Below are 17,937 nucleotides of genomic sequence, written 5' to 3'. Positions count from 1 at the left end.
GAAGTAAAAAATGGATAGAGACACATATTTGGTTGACAGCATTGGAGGTATGCAAGGTGAGCGGGTACCAACCTAGTAAACCAGTTACAGGAAATTATGAACATGACATGGAATACATAAAAAAACGTTTAGATGTTGATAAAAGTTTTGATTTAATTAATTTAGATTTAGAATATGTAGGTCGTAAATTTGGAATGTTTATGGTCGACGGATTCGCGAAGGATGATATATTACATCTACTCATGAAGTTTCTTGCCGGCCTATCGCCAGAACAATTAGAAGAAGGTACGTTAGATAAACTATTAAAAACATATATACCTTACATAGAAATTGAAACAGTCGATGATTTAGAAAAAGTGGTTGATACAGTATTAGCTGGACCAACTGCTTTAATTATTGAAGGTTTAAAAGAAGCCATTATTATCGATGCTCGGACGTACCCTGTACGCGGTCCAGAAGAGCCAGACACCGAAAGAGTTGTAAGAGGTTCAAGAGACGGATTTGTAGAGACGTTAGTGTTTAACTGTGCACTTATAAGAAGAAGAGTTCGGGATCGGTCATTGAGAATGGAATATACGCAAGTGGGACGTCGTTCGAAAACAGATATAAGTATTTGTTACTTAGAAGACATCGCAGATCCTCATACTGTTAAAAAAGTGAAAGAATCTCTAGATTTAATTGATACAGATGGAATCCCGATGGCGGAGAAAACGATTGAAGAATATGTAGATGGTAGGCACTTCAATCCTTATCCTAATGTTCGCTACACTGAGAGACCTGATACAGCTGCAACACATCTTTTTGAAGGCCATGTACTTATATTAGTAGACGGTTCACCAAGTGCTATTATTGCTCCGACTACATTTTGGCATCATATGCAGCACGCAGAAGAGTACCGAAACAAACCGGTTGTTGGTGCGTACTTGCGATTAGTTCGATTCTTAGCCGTTTGGGCCTCGATTTTTATTTTGCCGTTATGGTATTTATTTGCACTTAATCCTGAATTACTTCCAGAAAGATTGGAGTACATTGGTACTTCTGAGCAAAGTACAGTTCCGTTGCTCGCTCAAATTTTAATTATTGAAGTCGGAATGGACATGTTAAGGATGGCTGCCATTCATACCCCGACTGCATTAGCAACTGCTCTTGGGTTAGTAGCAGCGATATTAATAGGCGATGTTGCTGTAACTGTTGGATTGTTTGTTCCGGAAATCATACTTTATTTAGCAATTGCTGCGATTGGAACGTTCTCTACACCTAGTTATGAAATGAGTCTGGCAAATCGATTGTTCCGCATCGTGTTACTTCTTGCGACAGCTGGATTTGGAGTTACAGGGTTTATGATTGGCTTAGTTGTTCTATTAGTATTGTTAACAAGAATGAAGTCTTATGATGTCCCATACTTATGGCCGTTCATTCCATTTGATTTACGTGCATTTCGAGATGTATTATTCCGGTCTCCAATTCCATTAAAAAACCGACGACCATCCGTCTTACATCCACAAGACCCGGATAGATAAAATCAAAGCGACTGTCTCTTAAAAGATAAAAGAGAGACAGTCGCTTTTACCTTATGTAGATAAAATAAAACCGTACTTAGCGGACAGATTAACTTAAATTGTATGACTATTTTAGCGATAGACTAAAAAAACTTGACGAACAAAGCAATTACTTTATACTTGAAAGTGAATGGACTATACCGTAAAAGGTGATAAAATGAAATCGATTACAGATGTAAGAAAACTATTAATTAAGTATGGCGCAATTATTTATATAGGTGATAGAGTAGCAGACCTAGAGCTAATGCAAGATGAATTGAGAGAGCTATATAGATCAAATATATTAGAAGCTTCTGATTTTCAATCTGCGATGATAATTATTCGTAATGAACTATCTAAACTGATGTAGAAAGAGTGACGAAAATGGAAAACAAATGGTATGTTGGTGTCGATCTTGGTGGAACTACAATTAAGATGGCATTTGTCAATGTATATGGAGAAATTATTCATAAGTGGGAAATCCCTACAAATATTAACGAAAACGGAAAATACATTACAACTGATATTGCAAAATCAATTGATAGGAAGTTATCAGAACTAGCAGAATCTAAAAGTAAATTACATGCAATTGGCATAGGTGCTCCAGGCCCTGTTAATTCCGCAAACGGTTCCATTTATGAAGCAGTAAATTTAGGGTGGTCGGATTACCCTCTGAAGGACAGGCTAGAAGTAGAAACAGGCTTACCGGTTATAGTTGACAATGATGCCAACTTAGCTGCTGTTGGTGAAATGTGGAAAGGTGCCGGTGACGGTTCAAAGGAGCTAATTTGTGTAACACTTGGTACAGGTGTTGGTGGAGGAATAATTTCAAATGGTGAAGTAGTAGTAGGAGTAAACGGCGCTGGAGGAGAAATAGGACATATAACAGTAGAGCCTACAAATGGCTCCCAATGCAATTGTGGAAAAAAAGGATGTTTAGAAACAATTGCTTCCGCTACTGGAATCGTTCGCCTTGCTAAAGAAGCCATCGCTAAAAATGGAGATAGTCAGCTTGCCATCAGAGCAGAACAAGAAGGCCTATCGGCAAAATTAGTGTTTGATCTTGCGAAAGAAGGGGAACCGATTGCTTCTTCTGTTATTGATTATATTTCTTCTCAGTTAGGCTTAACTCTTGCCAACTTAGCAAATGCATTAAATCCAGAAAAAATAATTCTCGGTGGAGGCGTATCGAAAGCAGGGGAACATTTAGTTCAAAGTATTACATCTCACTTTTTACCATATTTATTTCCGCGCGCTCAAAAAGGAGTTAAATTAGAGTTAGCAACTTTAGGTAACGATGCGGGTGTAATAGGTGCGGCTTATATCGCCAAAACAAAAATATAAAAAAGCCCGTTGTTACCGTGTTTTTCAAATGAAAAAGATGGGTAAAATATAACGGAAGCTATGAAAAGAAGCTTCAAAAAGAAGCTTCTTTTTCATGTGTTTTAATATTTAGAAAATTTAAACTTAAATATTCAATGAAACTTTTTAGGTTGTCCTACGTCTATTATTATAGTTGCTTATTTTTTGAATGAAAAATTAGGCGTAATATTCAACCAATTAGAACAGTATGAAATAACCATTGACTGATTTTAAAAAAAGATTTAAGATATGTGTTATTCCTTTTAATATTTATTCCATAAAAATGGAAAAAGGCATATTGTTGAAAATATACCTCAAAATACTATCTGATTGGTTTTGCATTGAAGGAGGTTTCAAAAATGAAAAAAGGAATAAAAACAAACATTCCTTTTATTCTAGTAGCGGTAACTTTACTATGGATAAAAACGTATATTGTCTATAAAACTAGCTTTAATATAACTATTGAATCCATTAAACAAGAATTTATTTTATTCATTAACCCATTAAGTTCAATATTATTAGTGTTAGGGTTGGCTCTTTTCTTTAAAGAGAAAGGTGCAAAGCGATTTATTATTATTACAAGTATAATTGTTTCCTTTGTCTTGTATGCGAACGCTGTTTACTATCGATTTTTCAACGATTTCATTACAATTCCGCTTTTATTCCAAACAGGAAATATGAGTGACTTAGGAAGCAGTATTACAGAACTAATTAAACCAACGGATCTATTTATGTTCCTTGACGTTGTTATTTTAATTGCATTAATGAAATGGACACCGAACTTCATTAACTTTACTACATGGAGACCTAAGGTGCGCAAAATGTATTTCTTATCCATTGTCGGCATTTTCTTATTCAACCTAGGATTAGCTGAAACAGAAAGACCGCAGTTATTAACACGTACTTTTGACAGAGAAATATTAGTGAAAAATTTAGGAACGTACAATTACCATGTATATGACGCTATTCTACAAACAAAAACTACTGCTCAACGTGCATTAGCGGATGGTAGTGAATTAACAGAAATTCAAAACTATATTAATGCAAAACATAAAGAGCCGAATGATGAATTGTTCGGAATTGCAGAAGGTAAAAATGTTATTGTTGTTAAATTAGAGTCATTGCAAAGTTTTGTTATTGATAACGAGATTAATGGTGAGCCTGTTACACCATTTCTAAATGAGCTTAAAAATGAAAGTTTCTATTTTGAAAACTTCTATCATCAAACTGGTCAAGGAAAAACTTCTGACTCAGAGTTTTTATTGGATAACTCACTATATCCGTTAGGACGAGGAGCGGTTTTCTTTACGCATGCAACAAACGACTATCATACTGCAACACCAAATGTTATTAAGGAATTAGGCTATCACCCTGTCGTGTTCCATGCGAATAACCAAAGTTTCTGGAATCGTGATGTGATGTACCAATCACTTGGCTATGAGCATTTTTACGAAATCAATGATTATGAAATTACAGAAGAAAATTCTATAGGATGGGGATTAAAAGACATCGAATTTTTCGAGCAGTCTATTCCGTATATGGAAGAATTACCTCAACCTTTCTATGCTAAATTTATTACGTTAACGAACCATTTCCCATTCGTTTTAAATGAAGAAGATAGGTTTGTAGATGAGTTTGATTCTAAGAGTAGAACGTTAAACCGATACTTCCCAACGGCTCGTTATATGGATGAAGCTATTAAAGTGTTTTTTGAAGAATTAAAGGCATCTGGCCTCTATGAAGATTCCATTATCATTTTATATGGTGACCACTATGGAATTTCTGAAAACCATAACGAAGCTATGGAGCAATATTTAGGTAAAGAAATTGGTCCTTTTGAAGTAGCTCAATTGCAAAGAGTTCCAATGTTTATTCATATCCCTGGTGTTACGGATGTCAATCCGGAAACATTTGATACCGTTGGAGGTCAAATTGACATTAAACCAACTATTAAACACTTATTAGGAATTGAAACGAAATTTGACATTCAATTCGGTCAAGATTTATTTGCTGAAGACAGAAGTGAGTTCATCGTTTTCCGTGACGGAAGCTTTATAACAGACGAACTTGTTTATACAAAACAAGTTTGCTATGACAAAGAAACGGAACAAGAAACAGACGAAGCAAGCTGTGAGCCGTTTATTGAACAAGCAAAAAAAGAATTACAGTACTCTGACAAAATAATCTACGGTGATTTATTACGTTTTTATAACGGAACGACAATACAAGTAGATGGTTTTGAAGATACAGTTATCCCAGATTAATAAGTAACAGAGGCTACAGAGTAATATATACTTTGTAGCCTCTTTTTATCGTCTAGTATTATTAGAACTTTTAAATTTTGTAGATAGTACTTAACTAAAGTTCTAACATTGAAATTTTCTCATAGGGTGTATTAGAGCCTTAAAATAGGGGGATAGCAATGTTAGTACAAGTTAGAAAAGGAGATTCTTTATGGTATTATAGCCAGTTATTTTCCGTACCTCTTGAAATGATAGAAGACGCCAATAAAGAAGGTAAATGCGAACATCTCCCAGTAGGAAGTACGGTTAAAATTCCAGCGTATAGGAAAGTGACAGTGGATTTTCAGCCTGGAGATACTTTGTGGACAATTGCTGCGTCGAGAAAACTGCATGTGGATTCTCTATATTTATTAAACCCACATTTACAAAATGTACCCCAGATTGAAATCGGGGTACCGGTTCAAGTTCCTGTAAGAATTGAATCAAAATTAATATATGGTAAAAAGAAATATTGCTATGAAACGATGATGAAAGACATTAAGCGATTAGAAGAAATATACCCGTTTATTAAAACTGAAATAATTGGTCATTCCGTCTTAGGGAGAGCAATCCCCCACATTAAAATTGGAAATGGCCAAAAGCATATACACATTAATGGAAGTTTTCATGCGAATGAATGGATTACAACGGCTATTATTATGACATTCATCAATGACCTTTTATTATCACTCACGAATAAAACGAGTTTACGAGGTCTATATATGTATCCATTTTATGACGAAGTTACATTATCGTTTGTGCCGATGGTTAATCCAGACGGAGTTGATCTCGTATTGCATGGAGCGGATGCTAGCTATAAAAAACAGGTTGTTGCTATAAATGGTGGTAGTGAAGATTTTACAGGTTGGAAAGCGAACATTAGAGGGGTAGATTTGAATAATCAATACCCAGCCAATTGGGATATAGAAAAGGAACGGAAAATTCCAAAGGCACCAGCTTTCCGTGATTATCCAGGTAATGCTCCATTGACGGAGCCTGAAGCGATTATAATGGAAGAGTTAGCGAATAGAGAACAGTTTGATATGGTTTTAGCTTTTCATACGCAAGGAGAGGAATTGTATTGGGGATACGAAGGGTGCGAGCCAAATGAAAGCGAAGCACTTGCAAAGGAATTCGAACTAGTGAGTAGTTATAAAGCAGTTCGATATGTTGATAGTCATGCAGGTTACAAAGATTGGTTTATTCAAAAATATAAAAAACCAGGCTTTACAATTGAATTAGGTAAAGGCGTAAACCCGTTACCTCTTTCCCAGTTTGATGAAATATACGTAAAATCGCTAGGAATATTTTTAGCCTCTATGTATATTTAGTTGAAAAACTCGTCAATATGACGAGTTTTTCATTTTTCACTTTTAGAAAGATGGGAATATATTACCTAATATAGAGTACAAAAACAGGACAAAAGTTATAATAAGAATAGGTAGAAATTAATATCTTCTCTTTAATGGTTTTTGCTTGAAATGAAACGTATTAACCTTCATAATCGAATACAAAAGGAGTAACAATGAAACGGAGTTGATGAGGTGAATTGAAAGTTATTGTAGTTTTGCTCAGCATGCTTCTTCTTCTTGGATGCCAAAACTCTCATCAGCATAAAGTTGTAGAACCATCCAAATTGATGGAAAATCGCTATTTTTATAAAGAACCTGGAGAACGCGCTTTTTTTCATCTCGATGAAATTCAAGTGCTAGAAGTGAATTCAACTTATAATTATTCTGTGTTGGAATGGCTTAACGATGAATTGATACTGTATATGGAAGAAACCCCTTTGGAGAATAATATTTATGCTTACAACCTGTTTACAGGGGATATAACAGAATTTTATTCCACCAATAATCCTGTCCTCTCAGTACGAGCAAACAAAAATTACGATTTATTTGCTCTTCATACAGCACCTTCTTCTTACGAAGCAAACGTTATTGTAGTGAATAAATATGGAATCCCAGTCATGGAGTATACTTTTCCTTCGTATGATTTAACGTATGAGTGGAACCCTTTTAATCCAGAGCAGATAATGATTACTTCGTTTCAAGAAGATTGGTCTTTCGAAAACTATATGATGGAAGTAGATAGTGAGAAAGTTCAAAAAGTCTTATTATCAAATCCGTTTGTTCACTGGGTTCATGATCAAAAGGTAGCATTTCTTGAATGGAATACCGAAGAGCCGTCTTTAACAGCGCCACTTTATGCCTTTGATTTACAAACAAACGCTATGCAACTATTAACAGAAGATGTAATTAGCTTTGCAACATTTTCAAACTATTTATTTACAATTTCTAATAACCGATTAGAAGATCATATTGCGGATTACACCTTATATTTATTACCTGATATGAAGGTGAAAAAAACATATACTGCACCAATTCTTTCTATGTATTCCACGTATCTAATTCCTTTTATAGAGTACGTACCTTCCAAAGGAAGTCTTTTTATTTTTCAACCTTATGATGGTGGTAATGTAGATAATTACGCAAACAAGTATCAACTAAAATCAATTTCAATGACAGAAGAGGAAGTTTTGTTTGATGACGTTGAAAATTTACCATTACGGTGTGCGCCATCCGGTGGCTATTGTTTATATGGTTATCAGTATGAGAAAATTATCGATATAAATAAACAACAAATTGTGAACATAATGGAGACGCAATAAAAGAAAGAGAGAACGAGCAGAAAAGAGGTTTTGCAATTGGCAATCGTTGATGTAACGGTCATTCCGATTGGTACGGAAGGGCCAAGTGTTAGTAAGTATGTAGCTACGATACAATCAGTTCTTGAACAATTTAAACAAGAAGGAGTTATTGAATATCAACTAACTCCAATGAATACTATTATTGAAGGCGAACTTTCACAGTTATTAAAGGTAATACAAGCAATCCATGAAGTACCGTTTCAACATGGTATACAAAGAGTAGCAACGAACATACGTATTGATGACAGGCGCGATAAAAAGTCAACAATGGTAAGCAAAATGGAATCTGTGCAAAAACATCGAACCAATTAAGACTGGCAAATTCACGCGAAAATAAATATTTTTAAATTTATCTAAAACCGACAAAAAGCTATTTCTCCTTTATTAGGAAAAATAGCTTTTTTGAGTGTTTAATTTCGCTTACCGAGGAGAGATATTTTATAATTTTATTTTGCCATTTCCATTGCATTTGTAACACTTTTTTGTGAAAGGGAGTAGTTTTCCTTTTAGTTTTCCCCGTCCATCACAAATTCCGCAAATAGTAATAATGGACATCATTTTTCTCCTTCATGTAGGGCTTTTATAAACAATATGTCCAAATATACTAGTTTTTATAGAAGTGGGAAGAAAAAAGAAAAAACACCTCTTGAAAGAGATGTTCTTCAGATAAAACATTTTAGTGAGCTACAGGATATCCTGATTTAAGGATTGTCATAACAGTAAACCATCCGAAAACACCAAGTGTTGCTAATGAGAAGCCAATACCTAGTAAATTCATTTCACGGAAAGTATGAATTGTACTAAATACAGATAGTACTGTTACGAGTGCAAAAAATACAACTAAAAGCATGGTTTTAACCCCCTCTTGTTACGGTCTATTATAGAAGTATCATACCCAATATATGTAATAACATATTACACTCTCATACCATTTTATCTGTTTTATTACAATTTGTCGAGGTCCAAAAATGACACTTCTATGTCATATGCTTTTCCTACTTTTTCAACAAAAGGTCTATATTCTTTGTCGATAAAATAACATTCTTTGACCCCGTGTTCAACTGCAAGTAAACAGTCGTCCATTTGAAGAATTGCCATTTCCATTTCCTCTTCTTTTCCACTTGTAAAGTAAAAGGAGCTAACTAAGTCTTTGAAGAGGTAGGAAAAAAAATTTGTTTGAAAACCATAATCAGAAAAAAGCGATGTACAGGTTTCATTTTCAAGCAAAATTAATGGATGTGTATCTCCAATATTGCGGCTGTTATGTGGATCTACATCAGAAGCATATAAAGCCGGAAAAACGATAATAAAATCGTCATCATGATCAAAAACGTTAACTGTCTGTTTTAATGACTGTACCGTATTACTAAAAGATTGTACGGAGTTCTGATCCGACAAAACTTCTATCCCATACATTATTTTCATCCAAAATAATCCCTTTCATTCGTCTACGATATATTAATTAGTGTAGAATAGAATGATGAATAGTTCAAGAATTATTGAAAGGTGGAAACTTTACATGCAATGGTTACAAATTCCTTTAGGTCCGTTACAGACGAATGCCTATTTATTAATTAACGATAAAAAAGAATGTATCGTATTTGATCCGGGAAGTGAAGGGGAAGCATTCGTTTCTTATATGGAATCACAAAATTTAAAGCCGCTTGCCATCCTACTTACCCATGCTCATTTTGATCATATTGGCGCTGTAGAGGAAGTGCGTAATAAGTGGAGTATTCCGGTATACATACATGAACTTGAGAATGACTGGCTAGAATCACCTAGTTTAAATAGGTCAGAATTTTTCCAGCAAGGCTCTATTAAAACAAAAAAAGCAGAACACGTTATTACTGAAGAAAAAACGCTTGTTATAGGAGATTTTGCTTTTACACTACTATTTACTCCAGGACATTCTCCTGGAAGTGTGAGCTACTATCATGAACCATCAGGCATTGTATTTGCAGGTGATACATTGTTTGCTGGAAGTATTGGTAGAACAGACTTACCAGGTGGTAATCATGCAACACTATTAGCTAGCATTCACGATAAGTTGTTAACCCTACCTGAAGAGACTGCTGTGTTACCAGGTCATGGACCAGCTACTACAATTGCTTCAGAAATGGACCAAAATCCGTTTTTAAATGGTTTTTAATAGGATGACTGAAATGAAGTCCTATATTAAAAGAATAATGGAACAAGACCCGTCAAAAAAAATAACATATTCAACATTTATCGAGGCAGCTCTCTATCACCCACAACTAGGGTACTATATGAAACCAAAGCAAAAAATAGGGAAAGAAGGAGACTTTTTTACATCAAGTAATGTGCACACCATTTATGGTAAGCTATTTGCAAAATTATTTTTATCCATTTGTGCTACTGAAAAACTCCCACCAGTAATTTGTGAAATCGGTGCAGGTACGGGGAGATTTGCGAATCAAGTGTTAGCAGAAATTAAAAAAGAGTCTCCATCCTTTTATTCTCAGTTATCCTATATCATAGTAGAAACAAGTCCGTATCATCTTAAACTACAGCAACAGCTATTACCTAAAGATGCGAATATAATTTATTATGAAAAAATAGAAGATGTACCACCTTTTGAAGGGATTATTTTTTCAAATGAGTTATTCGATGCATTACCAGTTTCGGTTGTTAAAAAACAAAACGAAACAGTATATGAAATATTTATTACGTTGAATGATGAAGAAAAATTAGTGGAAGTTATGGAGCCTTTACAGAACGACAAAATAGAGAAATATATCGAAGAAATGGGATTAGAGCTCGGGGAAGGTCAGAGGATAGAAATCCCATTAGCTATGGAACCTACTATTCGGTCCCTGTCACAAATATTGCAAAAAGGGATAGTGTTTACAGTAGATTACGGATATACGTTTGAAGAGTGGAAGCGTCCAGAACATCGAGATGGAAGTTTACGTGGATATTATCAACATCAATTAGTAAGTGATCCCCTACAATATGTTGGAGAGATGGACTTAACGACACATATTCATTTAAATGGTCTAGAACACTTTGGAGAGAAATATGGTTTATCACATGTGTTCACGATGAAGCAAGGTGAATTTCTCATTTCCGCAGGTATATTACAATATTTACAAGATAATTATGATCCTAATCCTTTTTCAGAAATAAGTAAACAAAATCGGGCTATTCGCAGTTTAATTATGGATAGCAGTTTAAGTAACTCATTTACAGTTGTAGCTCAGCAGAAAAACATAAGCGCACATTGGAGCAGTTTAATCAATTTATAAAAAAGAAAGCGATGACGAAGGTCACCGCTTTCATTTTTTTGAGGTATTAATGACCTCCTGGAACCATCATAAATGTTGTCCAGTACGTGAATCCTACAAAGAAAACTGTTAAGTATGCACCAAAAATATAAATGTACATACGCTCGGTAAGTTTTAAATAGCTTAGTAAAACAAAGAATACCGTTTGTCCAAAGAATAATAATGCAGTTTGCGGCATATGTCCAAGGTAGAACATAACAGCAAAAATCCCTGTCCAGAACCCTAACACACGGTACATACGATCCATATGTATTCCCTCCTTACACACGTAATCCATTTTATTTAGTATGTCACTTATCTATTATAATGTACAATTTGTTTAAAAGTAAATATAAGATTGAAGTTAGTTTGTGACATTTGTGACAGTTGCTTGATAAATGCATTGCTCACAACCATTTGGCATTATTTCTAGCTCTTTTAACTCCGTCCCTGGAAACACTTCTTCAAAAATCCCTTGAAGAAAAGATAAATGCATGTTACATATGGAAGAATATTCTTCACCGCTATTTATAATTTCTTTAAAAGGGCAATTGTTAATAGCAAGCTGTACAACATTACTTTCTTCGTTCACATCAAAAGAAGGATATAATCCACAGCTTGATGTAATATCTCTTACTAAATTAACTTTTTCATATAAAGAAGAAAAATTAGTCGTGTTATTTTTTATAAAATAACGTTGGGAAAGTTCTTCGCCAAATTTCCTCCCAGTATTATAAAGTGCCACTTTTCCTGCTTCCCCAAGGCTCACCATAGACTCTATAGCAATTTTAGCTAGTAAGGCATAATCTCTATATGGGAATGATAGTTCAATCGCATAATTAGATAATTTATATTTCCTACTTGGTCGACCGCCTTTACCTGATTTGTAGGAAAAGGAGAGAACTAGCTTTATTTCTTCTAATTTTGATAAATGTAGTCGTGCAACATTAGGATGGATAGAGAATTGATCGGCTATTTCTTGCACATCGACAGCGTTTTTGTTTGTAATTAAATACTCATAAATTGAATATCTCGTCGGATCCGCTAATACATTTGTAATTTTGAGTACATTTTCCAAGCGACATCACCCCACTTCTTTGTAATATATTATAATACAGCGAGTGTCATTAAAGCTTAATTTATGGAAAAAGACTAAAAAATGTCACAGAAATAGTAGTGAAAAGACTTAATGCTGAAAAACTAATATTGTCATAAGAATCTGTAGTCTATCATGTTTATTAGGAAGATATGGTGATATTAAAAAGTAGCTCCATTATTGAAATAATTTTTGCCATTTTTCTATAATGCCTATAATATGATAAAAGAGGAAATGAAAAAGGATGATGTTTATATGGCAAATAAAAAAATAGTTTTTACTGGTGGAGGCACAGCAGGGCATGTTACTCCAAACATTGCAATTATGAATCCATTACGTGAAAGTGGTTGGGATATTACATATATTGGTTCGAAGAGTGGAATCGAGAAGGAAATAGTTGAAAAAGAAAATGTGCCTTTTTATGGTATTTCTAGTGGGAAGCTAAGACGTTACTTTGACTGGAAAAACTTTAGCGATCCATTTCGAATCTTAAAAGGGGTTGGAGAGGCATACAGCATATTAAGAAAATTAAGGCCAGTTGTAGTTTTTTCAAAAGGTGGATTCGTAACAGTGCCTGTCGTAATGGCCGCTAAAATGTTAAAAATTCCAGTAATTATTCACGAGTCGGATATTACACCTGGACTTGCAAATAAAATTGCAACAAAGTTTGCAACTAGAATTTTTGTTACTTTTGAGGAAACAGCTAAATATTTTCCGCTAGAAAAGGTTTTACACACTGGCTCTCCAATTAGGAAAGAGCTATTCGAAGGGAACAAAGTAGAAGGAAAAGCTATACTAGGCTTACATGAGAATAAACCAATTATAACGATAATGGGTGGCAGTCTAGGAGCTAGAAAAATTAATGAAACAATCCGTGAATCGTTAGACATTTTAACTAATTCTTATCAAATTGTGCATTTGACAGGAAAAGGAAATGTTGATGAAAGTTTAATGCATGTTAGAGGATATAAACAGTTTGAGTATATTTCTTCTGAGTTACCCGATGTCCTTGCAGCTACTGACTTTGTCATTTCAAGAGCGGGTGCGAATTCTATTTTTGAGTTTTTAGCATTACGAATTCCAATGTTGCTCATTCCTCTTTCTAAAAATGCGAGCCGAGGCGATCAAATATTAAATGCGAAATCGTTCCGTAAAAAAGGATATGCACAAGTGCTAATGGAGGAAGAACTTACGAAAGAATCATTGTTATTAAATCTTGATTCGCTAGTGAGCGAAAGCGAAGTTTTTCTTCATGCAATGGAACAAACGAGTACACAAGATACAGTAGACTTAATTGTAGACGAAATAACGTACTATTCGAGATAAACTTGGCATCTAGCCAAGTTTTTTTCGAGTGAATAACTTTTACGGATGTTATCCTACACTGATAGTTCTCAAATCATATTCTTCCTCTTAGTGGTTAAACTAGAAAAAGACTAATGTCCAAAAAAAGTTCTTTGTTTTTAACAAAGCGTTTTATTGACATAAGCCTTAAATTTTCAGGAAGAACTCAGCAAGACGGCATGTTTTTACTTCTGCAGTTAATTGTGTTAATTTTATAAGTAGCAAAAGACTTACATATTGGGGGAGCAACGAATGAAATTAAATGCTATTACACTTTGGATTGGTGTTTTCGTATTTGGCGGACTGTTACTACAAACGTTTATTCAATTACAAGGAAAAGGGTGGACAACTCAGTTAGAAGCTCTTATCTTTATAGGGATGGCAACAGTGCTCTATTATTTAATTGCTATTTTGTACCAAAATAAAGCTAAGTCAATCAGTCTAGCATTAATAGGGATAACAGGCATAGTAGGCGTTGTATTTATTTTTCTATCACCAATCTTATTTGCAACACATTAATATCCAGGTGAAAGGGACTATCTTCTTCCATGTAGATAGTCTCTTATTTTGCATTTAAAAAAATGATTGTAAGAAATGAATTGTGCATTGATTATAGAAAATACTATAATGAAGAGTAATTAAAATTTATTTAATAGAGGTTTTTAAAAGTGAAACAAAAAAAATACTTGATTCCTATTATTTATTTTATTTTCGGTATCGTTTGGTTATTTTTTACAGATATATATTTACATCAAAATTTAACTTATGCTGCAATCATATATTTAGATTTATTTAAAGGAGTATTATTTATTTTATTTAGTACTTTTTTAATTTACTTATTACTGAAAAAACATACGGACTTAAAGCAGTTAGAAGCAAAACAAAATGAGTTAACAACACTTATAAACTCTATGCCAGATTTTGTCTGTTTTAAAGATGGCGAGGGTAGATGGGTCCAAACGAATGATTTTGGGTTAGAACTATATAATTTAAAACATGTAAATTATAAAGGGAAAACCGATGTTGAGCTTGCTAAGTATACTCCGTTTTTTAAAGAGGCTTTAGAATTTTGTGTAGAAACAGATGAACACGCATGGAAGGAAGGCGTTTTAACGAGGAATGAAGAATCTTTTCCACTACCAACCGGTAAAATTAAGACGTTTGACGTAATAAAGGTTCCACTTTTTTATCCTGACGGAAAAAGACAAGGTCTACTCACATTAGGAAGAGACATTTCTGTACTGAAGGAAGCAGAACAATTACTGTTAACAAAAGAGAAATTATCAGTAGTAGGTGAGCTTTCTGCAGGAATTGCACATGAAATTCGTAACCCGCTTACTTCTATAAAGGGATTTATCCAATTACTACAAGAAACGAAAGATCCTGATCCAAGACATTTCGAGCTTATCATGTCCGAAATCGAAAGAATTAACGAAATAGTTAGTGAACTACTTATCTTATCAAAACCACAACCTAAAGTAATTAAAAAATTCCCACTGAATGATGTGTTGAAATACGTAAATCAATTATTCAGTCATGAAGCGACGCTACATAAAATAAAGATCCATTTGAATATTGATGACTGTCCACACATGGTAGTTGGAGATGAAAATGGATTAAAGCAAGTTTTTATAAATATTGTTAAAAACGCCATGGATGCAATGGACTGCGGCGGAGAAATTGAGATATATTGTGAACGAAGAGTGGAAGATTCGGTAAATATTATCGTCAAAGATAATGGTAAAGGTATGCCGAAAAGTAGATTAGAACGTTTAGGAGAGCCTTTTTTTACTTCTAAAGAAAAAGGAATGGGATTAGGATTAACCATTACAAAAAAGATTATTAACGACTTTAAAGGCGATATTAAATTCGAAAGTGCTGAAGGGGAAGGAACAACGGTAACGGTTACTCTACCAGTTGCAAAAATGGACGAACACATAGGTGATAGATGACCAAGCAATCTAGAACACAATGCATACAATGTATTGTGTGCAACTTCCTTCTCCTTTCGCGTACACGTTAAAGACAGTTCCGTTTATCGGTTCTGTCTTTTTCTTTGTTAGGAGCTTTTGTTTGGATTTATAATAAATTTGCTGAAAATATTTTAAAAAAGTGTGGAAGAAAATTGTGAAATTTTGTAGAATATTAGTGACGAAAGATTACATTTTGATGTTTCTATTAAAAGTATTCAGGTAGCACTCTTTAGTATGAAAAAAGAAGGTGAAAAATTGAATATAGAAACAATTAGTGAAGCATTAATTCTAGAAGCTCTCCAATTAGAGGTGTCCGACATACACATTACACCGTACGAAAAACACGCTACCATCTCATTTCGAATGGATCACTATTTATACGATCAAAAGAAAATTACTCTACCCTTATATGAACGATTACTTTCTCACTTTAAATTTCAAGCATCAATGGATATTGGAGAGAGAAGAAAACCTCAAAATGGCTCAATGAAACTATTGCTAAAAAAACAGACCGTTCATTTGCGCCTTTCTACATTACCTACGATTTATACGAACGAAAGTTTAGTAATACGACTTCTACCCAACCAATCCGTCTTTCCTTTAAAATACCTATCTCTGTTCCCATCGACCACTACAAAGTTATTAACTTGGATGAAACATTCTCACGGTTTAATTTTATTCACTGGACCAACTGGATGTGGCAAAACAACTACACTATATTCCCTTATTGATGCTAGTAAAAAAATGCTAAAGCGAAATATTATTACGTTAGAAGACCCAGTTGAAAGAAGAAGTGACGTCGTTTTACAAGTACAAGTAAATGAAAAAGCGGGAATCACTTATTCGACAGGTTTAAAAGCTATTTTACGCCATGATCCTGATGTCATCATGGTTGGAGAAATCCGTGATGAGGAAACGGCTAGAATTGCCATTCGTGCAGCGTTAACAGGACATTTAGTAATAAGCACACTGCATTCTAAAAATACAAAAGGTGCAATATACAGGCTATTGGAATTTGGTGTACCTTTTCATGAGTTAGAACAAACCCTTATTGCAGTATCAGCCCAGCGACTTGTTGAAATTAAATGTCCATACTGTGAGCAAACTTGTTCACCATACTGCCGAAAATATCGGAAGCATCGCCTTGCTAGTGTATACGAATTATTGTACGGGAAGGAGCTAAAAGAAGTTTTTAAAGAAGTGAAAGGTTCTGCTTCTAATCCAAAGTTCCACACGATCAGTGATTGTATTCATAAAGGAATAGTTTATGGTTATTTGCACCCATTTGAAATACAAAAGTGGGGGGAGACCGTTGGCTAAAAATACATGGTCACTAAATCAACAAGAGCAGTTTCTTCAAAGAATCGGACAATTATATAGTAATGGTTACACAATTCTAGAAGCGATAGAGCTATTTAGTTTACATGCAAAGCCTGAAATTCAAAGTGATTTAAAATATATAATTGATTGCTTAAAAGGAGGACATTCCTTTCACGCCATTCTTTCTAAGCTTCAATTTCATAGTTTAGTTTTGTCACTATTATTTTTTTCTAAACAACATGGTGATTTAGGTAATAGCTTAAAAACTAGTAGTGAGCTACTAAAAAACCGAAGAATGACGCGTGAAAAAATAATGAAAACAATAAGGTACCCATTTTTTCTTTGTTTCTTTGTTTTTCTTATGCTTTTGTTTGTGAAAATTGTATTAGTGCCACAGTTTGAACAATTATTTTTACAACTTAATATTAATAACAATTTGTTAATAAGCGGAATGCTCCTTTTAGTGACGAACGTACCAACAATTTTTGGATTATTCTTTTGTCTCGTTTTAATTATTTTTATCACATACCCAATTTGGAAGAAAAAACTTTCACCTGAAGAAAAAATACATCTACTATTAAAACTTCCTTTCATTACTACTGTTACGTCCTACTATTACACCCAATTTTTTGCCGACCAATTAAGTCAGTTGCTTCATGCCGGACTAAGCATAAATGAATCGCTTGAAGTGTTTGAACAACAAAGCTATTCTCCTTACTTTCAAAAAATCACGAAACAAATTCACGCGTCACTCGTTGACGGAGAATCACTAGAAGCTGCAATAGCAAGAGAGAAAGTATTCGACGACGGGTTAGCTGTTGTATTAGTACATGGTCAAAAAAACGGGGCATTGTCAAAAGAGCTTCAAGATTATAGCCAACTTCTATTACAGCTATCTCAGCAAAAAATGGAAAAGCTAATTTCAATATTACAGCCGGTGATTTTATCTAGCATTGGTGTTTTTGTGATGCTGTTATACTTATGTATTTTCATACCGATGTTTCAATTATTAGGAGGGATATAAT

Annotated in this window: 18 protein-coding genes; 14 read left to right on the top strand and 4 right to left on the bottom strand. The window is 34.2% G+C overall.

Going from position 1 to position 17,937, the window contains the following annotated elements; translation table 11 throughout:
- Nucleotides 1-107: 107 nt before the first annotated feature.
- From O1A01_RS17995 to O1A01_RS17965, 7 genes are all read left to right on the top strand, one after another.
- A complete protein-coding gene (locus O1A01_RS17995; RefSeq protein WP_270066434.1) occupies nt 108-1,520 on the top strand; it encodes a spore germination protein in 1,413 nt (470 codons plus the stop codon).
- Between the two features lie 196 nt (nt 1,521-1,716).
- The gene (locus O1A01_RS17990; RefSeq protein ID WP_066419833.1) at nt 1,717-1,908 is read left to right on the top strand and encodes a YqgQ family protein; all 192 of its coding nucleotides are present in this window, start codon (nt 1,717-1,719) and stop codon (nt 1,906-1,908) included.
- A 14-nt stretch (nt 1,909-1,922) separates the two neighbouring features.
- Complete coding sequence (locus O1A01_RS17985) at nt 1,923-2,882, top strand: ROK family glucokinase (protein WP_270064641.1); 960 nt, start codon at nt 1,923-1,925, stop codon at nt 2,880-2,882.
- A 377-nt stretch (nt 2,883-3,259) separates the two neighbouring features.
- Entirely contained in the window at nt 3,260-5,164 is a 1,905-nt protein-coding gene (locus O1A01_RS17980; RefSeq protein ID WP_270064640.1) for an LTA synthase family protein, read from the top strand.
- Between the two features lie 158 nt (nt 5,165-5,322).
- Nucleotides 5,323-6,513, top strand: a complete 1,191-nt coding sequence (locus O1A01_RS17975) for a M14 family metallopeptidase (RefSeq protein WP_270064639.1) — start codon at nt 5,323-5,325, stop codon at nt 6,511-6,513.
- A 218-nt stretch (nt 6,514-6,731) separates the two neighbouring features.
- Nucleotides 6,732-7,853 (top strand): YqgU-like beta propeller domain-containing protein, encoded by a 1,122-nt coding sequence (locus tag O1A01_RS17970; RefSeq protein ID WP_270064638.1) that lies wholly within the window; start codon nt 6,732-6,734, stop codon nt 7,851-7,853.
- Between the two features lie 36 nt (nt 7,854-7,889).
- Nucleotides 7,890-8,204 carry an MTH1187 family thiamine-binding protein gene (locus O1A01_RS17965; RefSeq protein WP_066419823.1) on the top strand — a complete coding sequence of 105 codons (315 nt, stop codon included), beginning with the start codon at nt 7,890-7,892 and terminating at the stop codon, nt 8,202-8,204.
- Between the two features lie 364 nt (nt 8,205-8,568).
- Here O1A01_RS17965 and O1A01_RS17960 read toward each other — a convergent pair whose 3' ends face one another.
- Together O1A01_RS17960 and O1A01_RS17955 are read right to left on the bottom strand one after the other, a co-directional pair.
- Nucleotides 8,569-8,742 (bottom strand): DUF2759 domain-containing protein, encoded by a 174-nt coding sequence (locus tag O1A01_RS17960; protein WP_084380651.1) that lies wholly within the window; start codon nt 8,740-8,742, stop codon nt 8,569-8,571.
- Between the two features lie 95 nt (nt 8,743-8,837).
- The gene (locus O1A01_RS17955; RefSeq protein WP_270064637.1) at nt 8,838-9,317 is read right to left on the bottom strand and encodes a hypothetical protein; all 480 of its coding nucleotides are present in this window, start codon (nt 9,315-9,317) and stop codon (nt 8,838-8,840) included.
- A gap of 94 nt (nt 9,318-9,411) precedes the next feature.
- Between O1A01_RS17955 and O1A01_RS17950 the strand changes: the two genes are divergently transcribed.
- Together O1A01_RS17950 and O1A01_RS17945 are read left to right on the top strand one after the other, a co-directional pair.
- Nucleotides 9,412-10,044: an MBL fold metallo-hydrolase gene (locus O1A01_RS17950; protein WP_066419821.1), complete on the top strand. Its 633-nt coding sequence runs from the start codon at nt 9,412-9,414 to the stop codon at nt 10,042-10,044.
- A 13-nt stretch (nt 10,045-10,057) separates the two neighbouring features.
- A complete protein-coding gene (locus O1A01_RS17945) occupies nt 10,058-11,161 on the top strand; it encodes a class I SAM-dependent methyltransferase (protein WP_270064636.1) in 1,104 nt (367 codons plus the stop codon).
- Nucleotides 11,162-11,207: 46 nt separating this feature from the next.
- On the opposite strand, the gene O1A01_RS17940 is transcribed toward O1A01_RS17945, so the two are convergent.
- Both O1A01_RS17940 and O1A01_RS17935 read right to left on the bottom strand, forming a co-directional pair.
- Nucleotides 11,208-11,447: a DUF2626 domain-containing protein gene (locus O1A01_RS17940; RefSeq protein ID WP_066419817.1), complete on the bottom strand. Its 240-nt coding sequence runs from the start codon at nt 11,445-11,447 to the stop codon at nt 11,208-11,210.
- A 96-nt stretch (nt 11,448-11,543) separates the two neighbouring features.
- Nucleotides 11,544-12,257, bottom strand: a complete 714-nt coding sequence (locus O1A01_RS17935) for a helix-turn-helix transcriptional regulator (protein ID WP_270064635.1) — start codon at nt 12,255-12,257, stop codon at nt 11,544-11,546.
- A 273-nt stretch (nt 12,258-12,530) separates the two neighbouring features.
- On the opposite strand from O1A01_RS17935, the gene O1A01_RS17930 reads away from it, so the two are divergent.
- The 5 genes from O1A01_RS17930 (at nt 12,531) to comGB (ending at nt 17,936) form a co-directional block, all read left to right on the top strand.
- The gene (locus O1A01_RS17930) at nt 12,531-13,601 is read left to right on the top strand and encodes an undecaprenyldiphospho-muramoylpentapeptide beta-N-acetylglucosaminyltransferase (RefSeq protein ID WP_270064634.1); all 1,071 of its coding nucleotides are present in this window, start codon (nt 12,531-12,533) and stop codon (nt 13,599-13,601) included.
- Between the two features lie 270 nt (nt 13,602-13,871).
- Nucleotides 13,872-14,138, top strand: a complete 267-nt coding sequence (locus O1A01_RS17925) for a hypothetical protein (protein ID WP_066419810.1) — start codon at nt 13,872-13,874, stop codon at nt 14,136-14,138.
- A 149-nt stretch (nt 14,139-14,287) separates the two neighbouring features.
- Nucleotides 14,288-15,571, top strand: coding sequence for an ATP-binding protein (locus O1A01_RS17920; protein ID WP_270064633.1), 1,284 nt, complete (start codon nt 14,288-14,290; stop codon nt 15,569-15,571).
- A 255-nt stretch (nt 15,572-15,826) separates the two neighbouring features.
- Nucleotides 15,827-16,912: a competence type IV pilus ATPase ComGA gene (comGA, locus tag O1A01_RS17915; RefSeq protein ID WP_270064632.1), complete on the top strand. Its 1,086-nt coding sequence runs from the start codon at nt 15,827-15,829 to the stop codon at nt 16,910-16,912.
- Entirely contained in the window at nt 16,905-17,936 is a 1,032-nt protein-coding gene (gene comGB, locus O1A01_RS17910; protein WP_066419805.1) for a competence type IV pilus assembly protein ComGB, read from the top strand. Before comGA ends, comGB begins: the two co-directional genes overlap by 8 nt.
- The last annotated feature ends 1 nt before the right edge of the window (nt 17,937 follow it).

The sequence above is a fragment of the Sutcliffiella sp. NC1 genome, assembly GCF_027594365.1.
In the GTDB taxonomy this organism is placed as follows: Bacteria; Bacillota; Bacilli; order Bacillales; family Bacillaceae_I; genus Sutcliffiella; species Sutcliffiella cohnii.
This window is presented reverse-complemented; position numbering and strand designations above follow the sequence as displayed.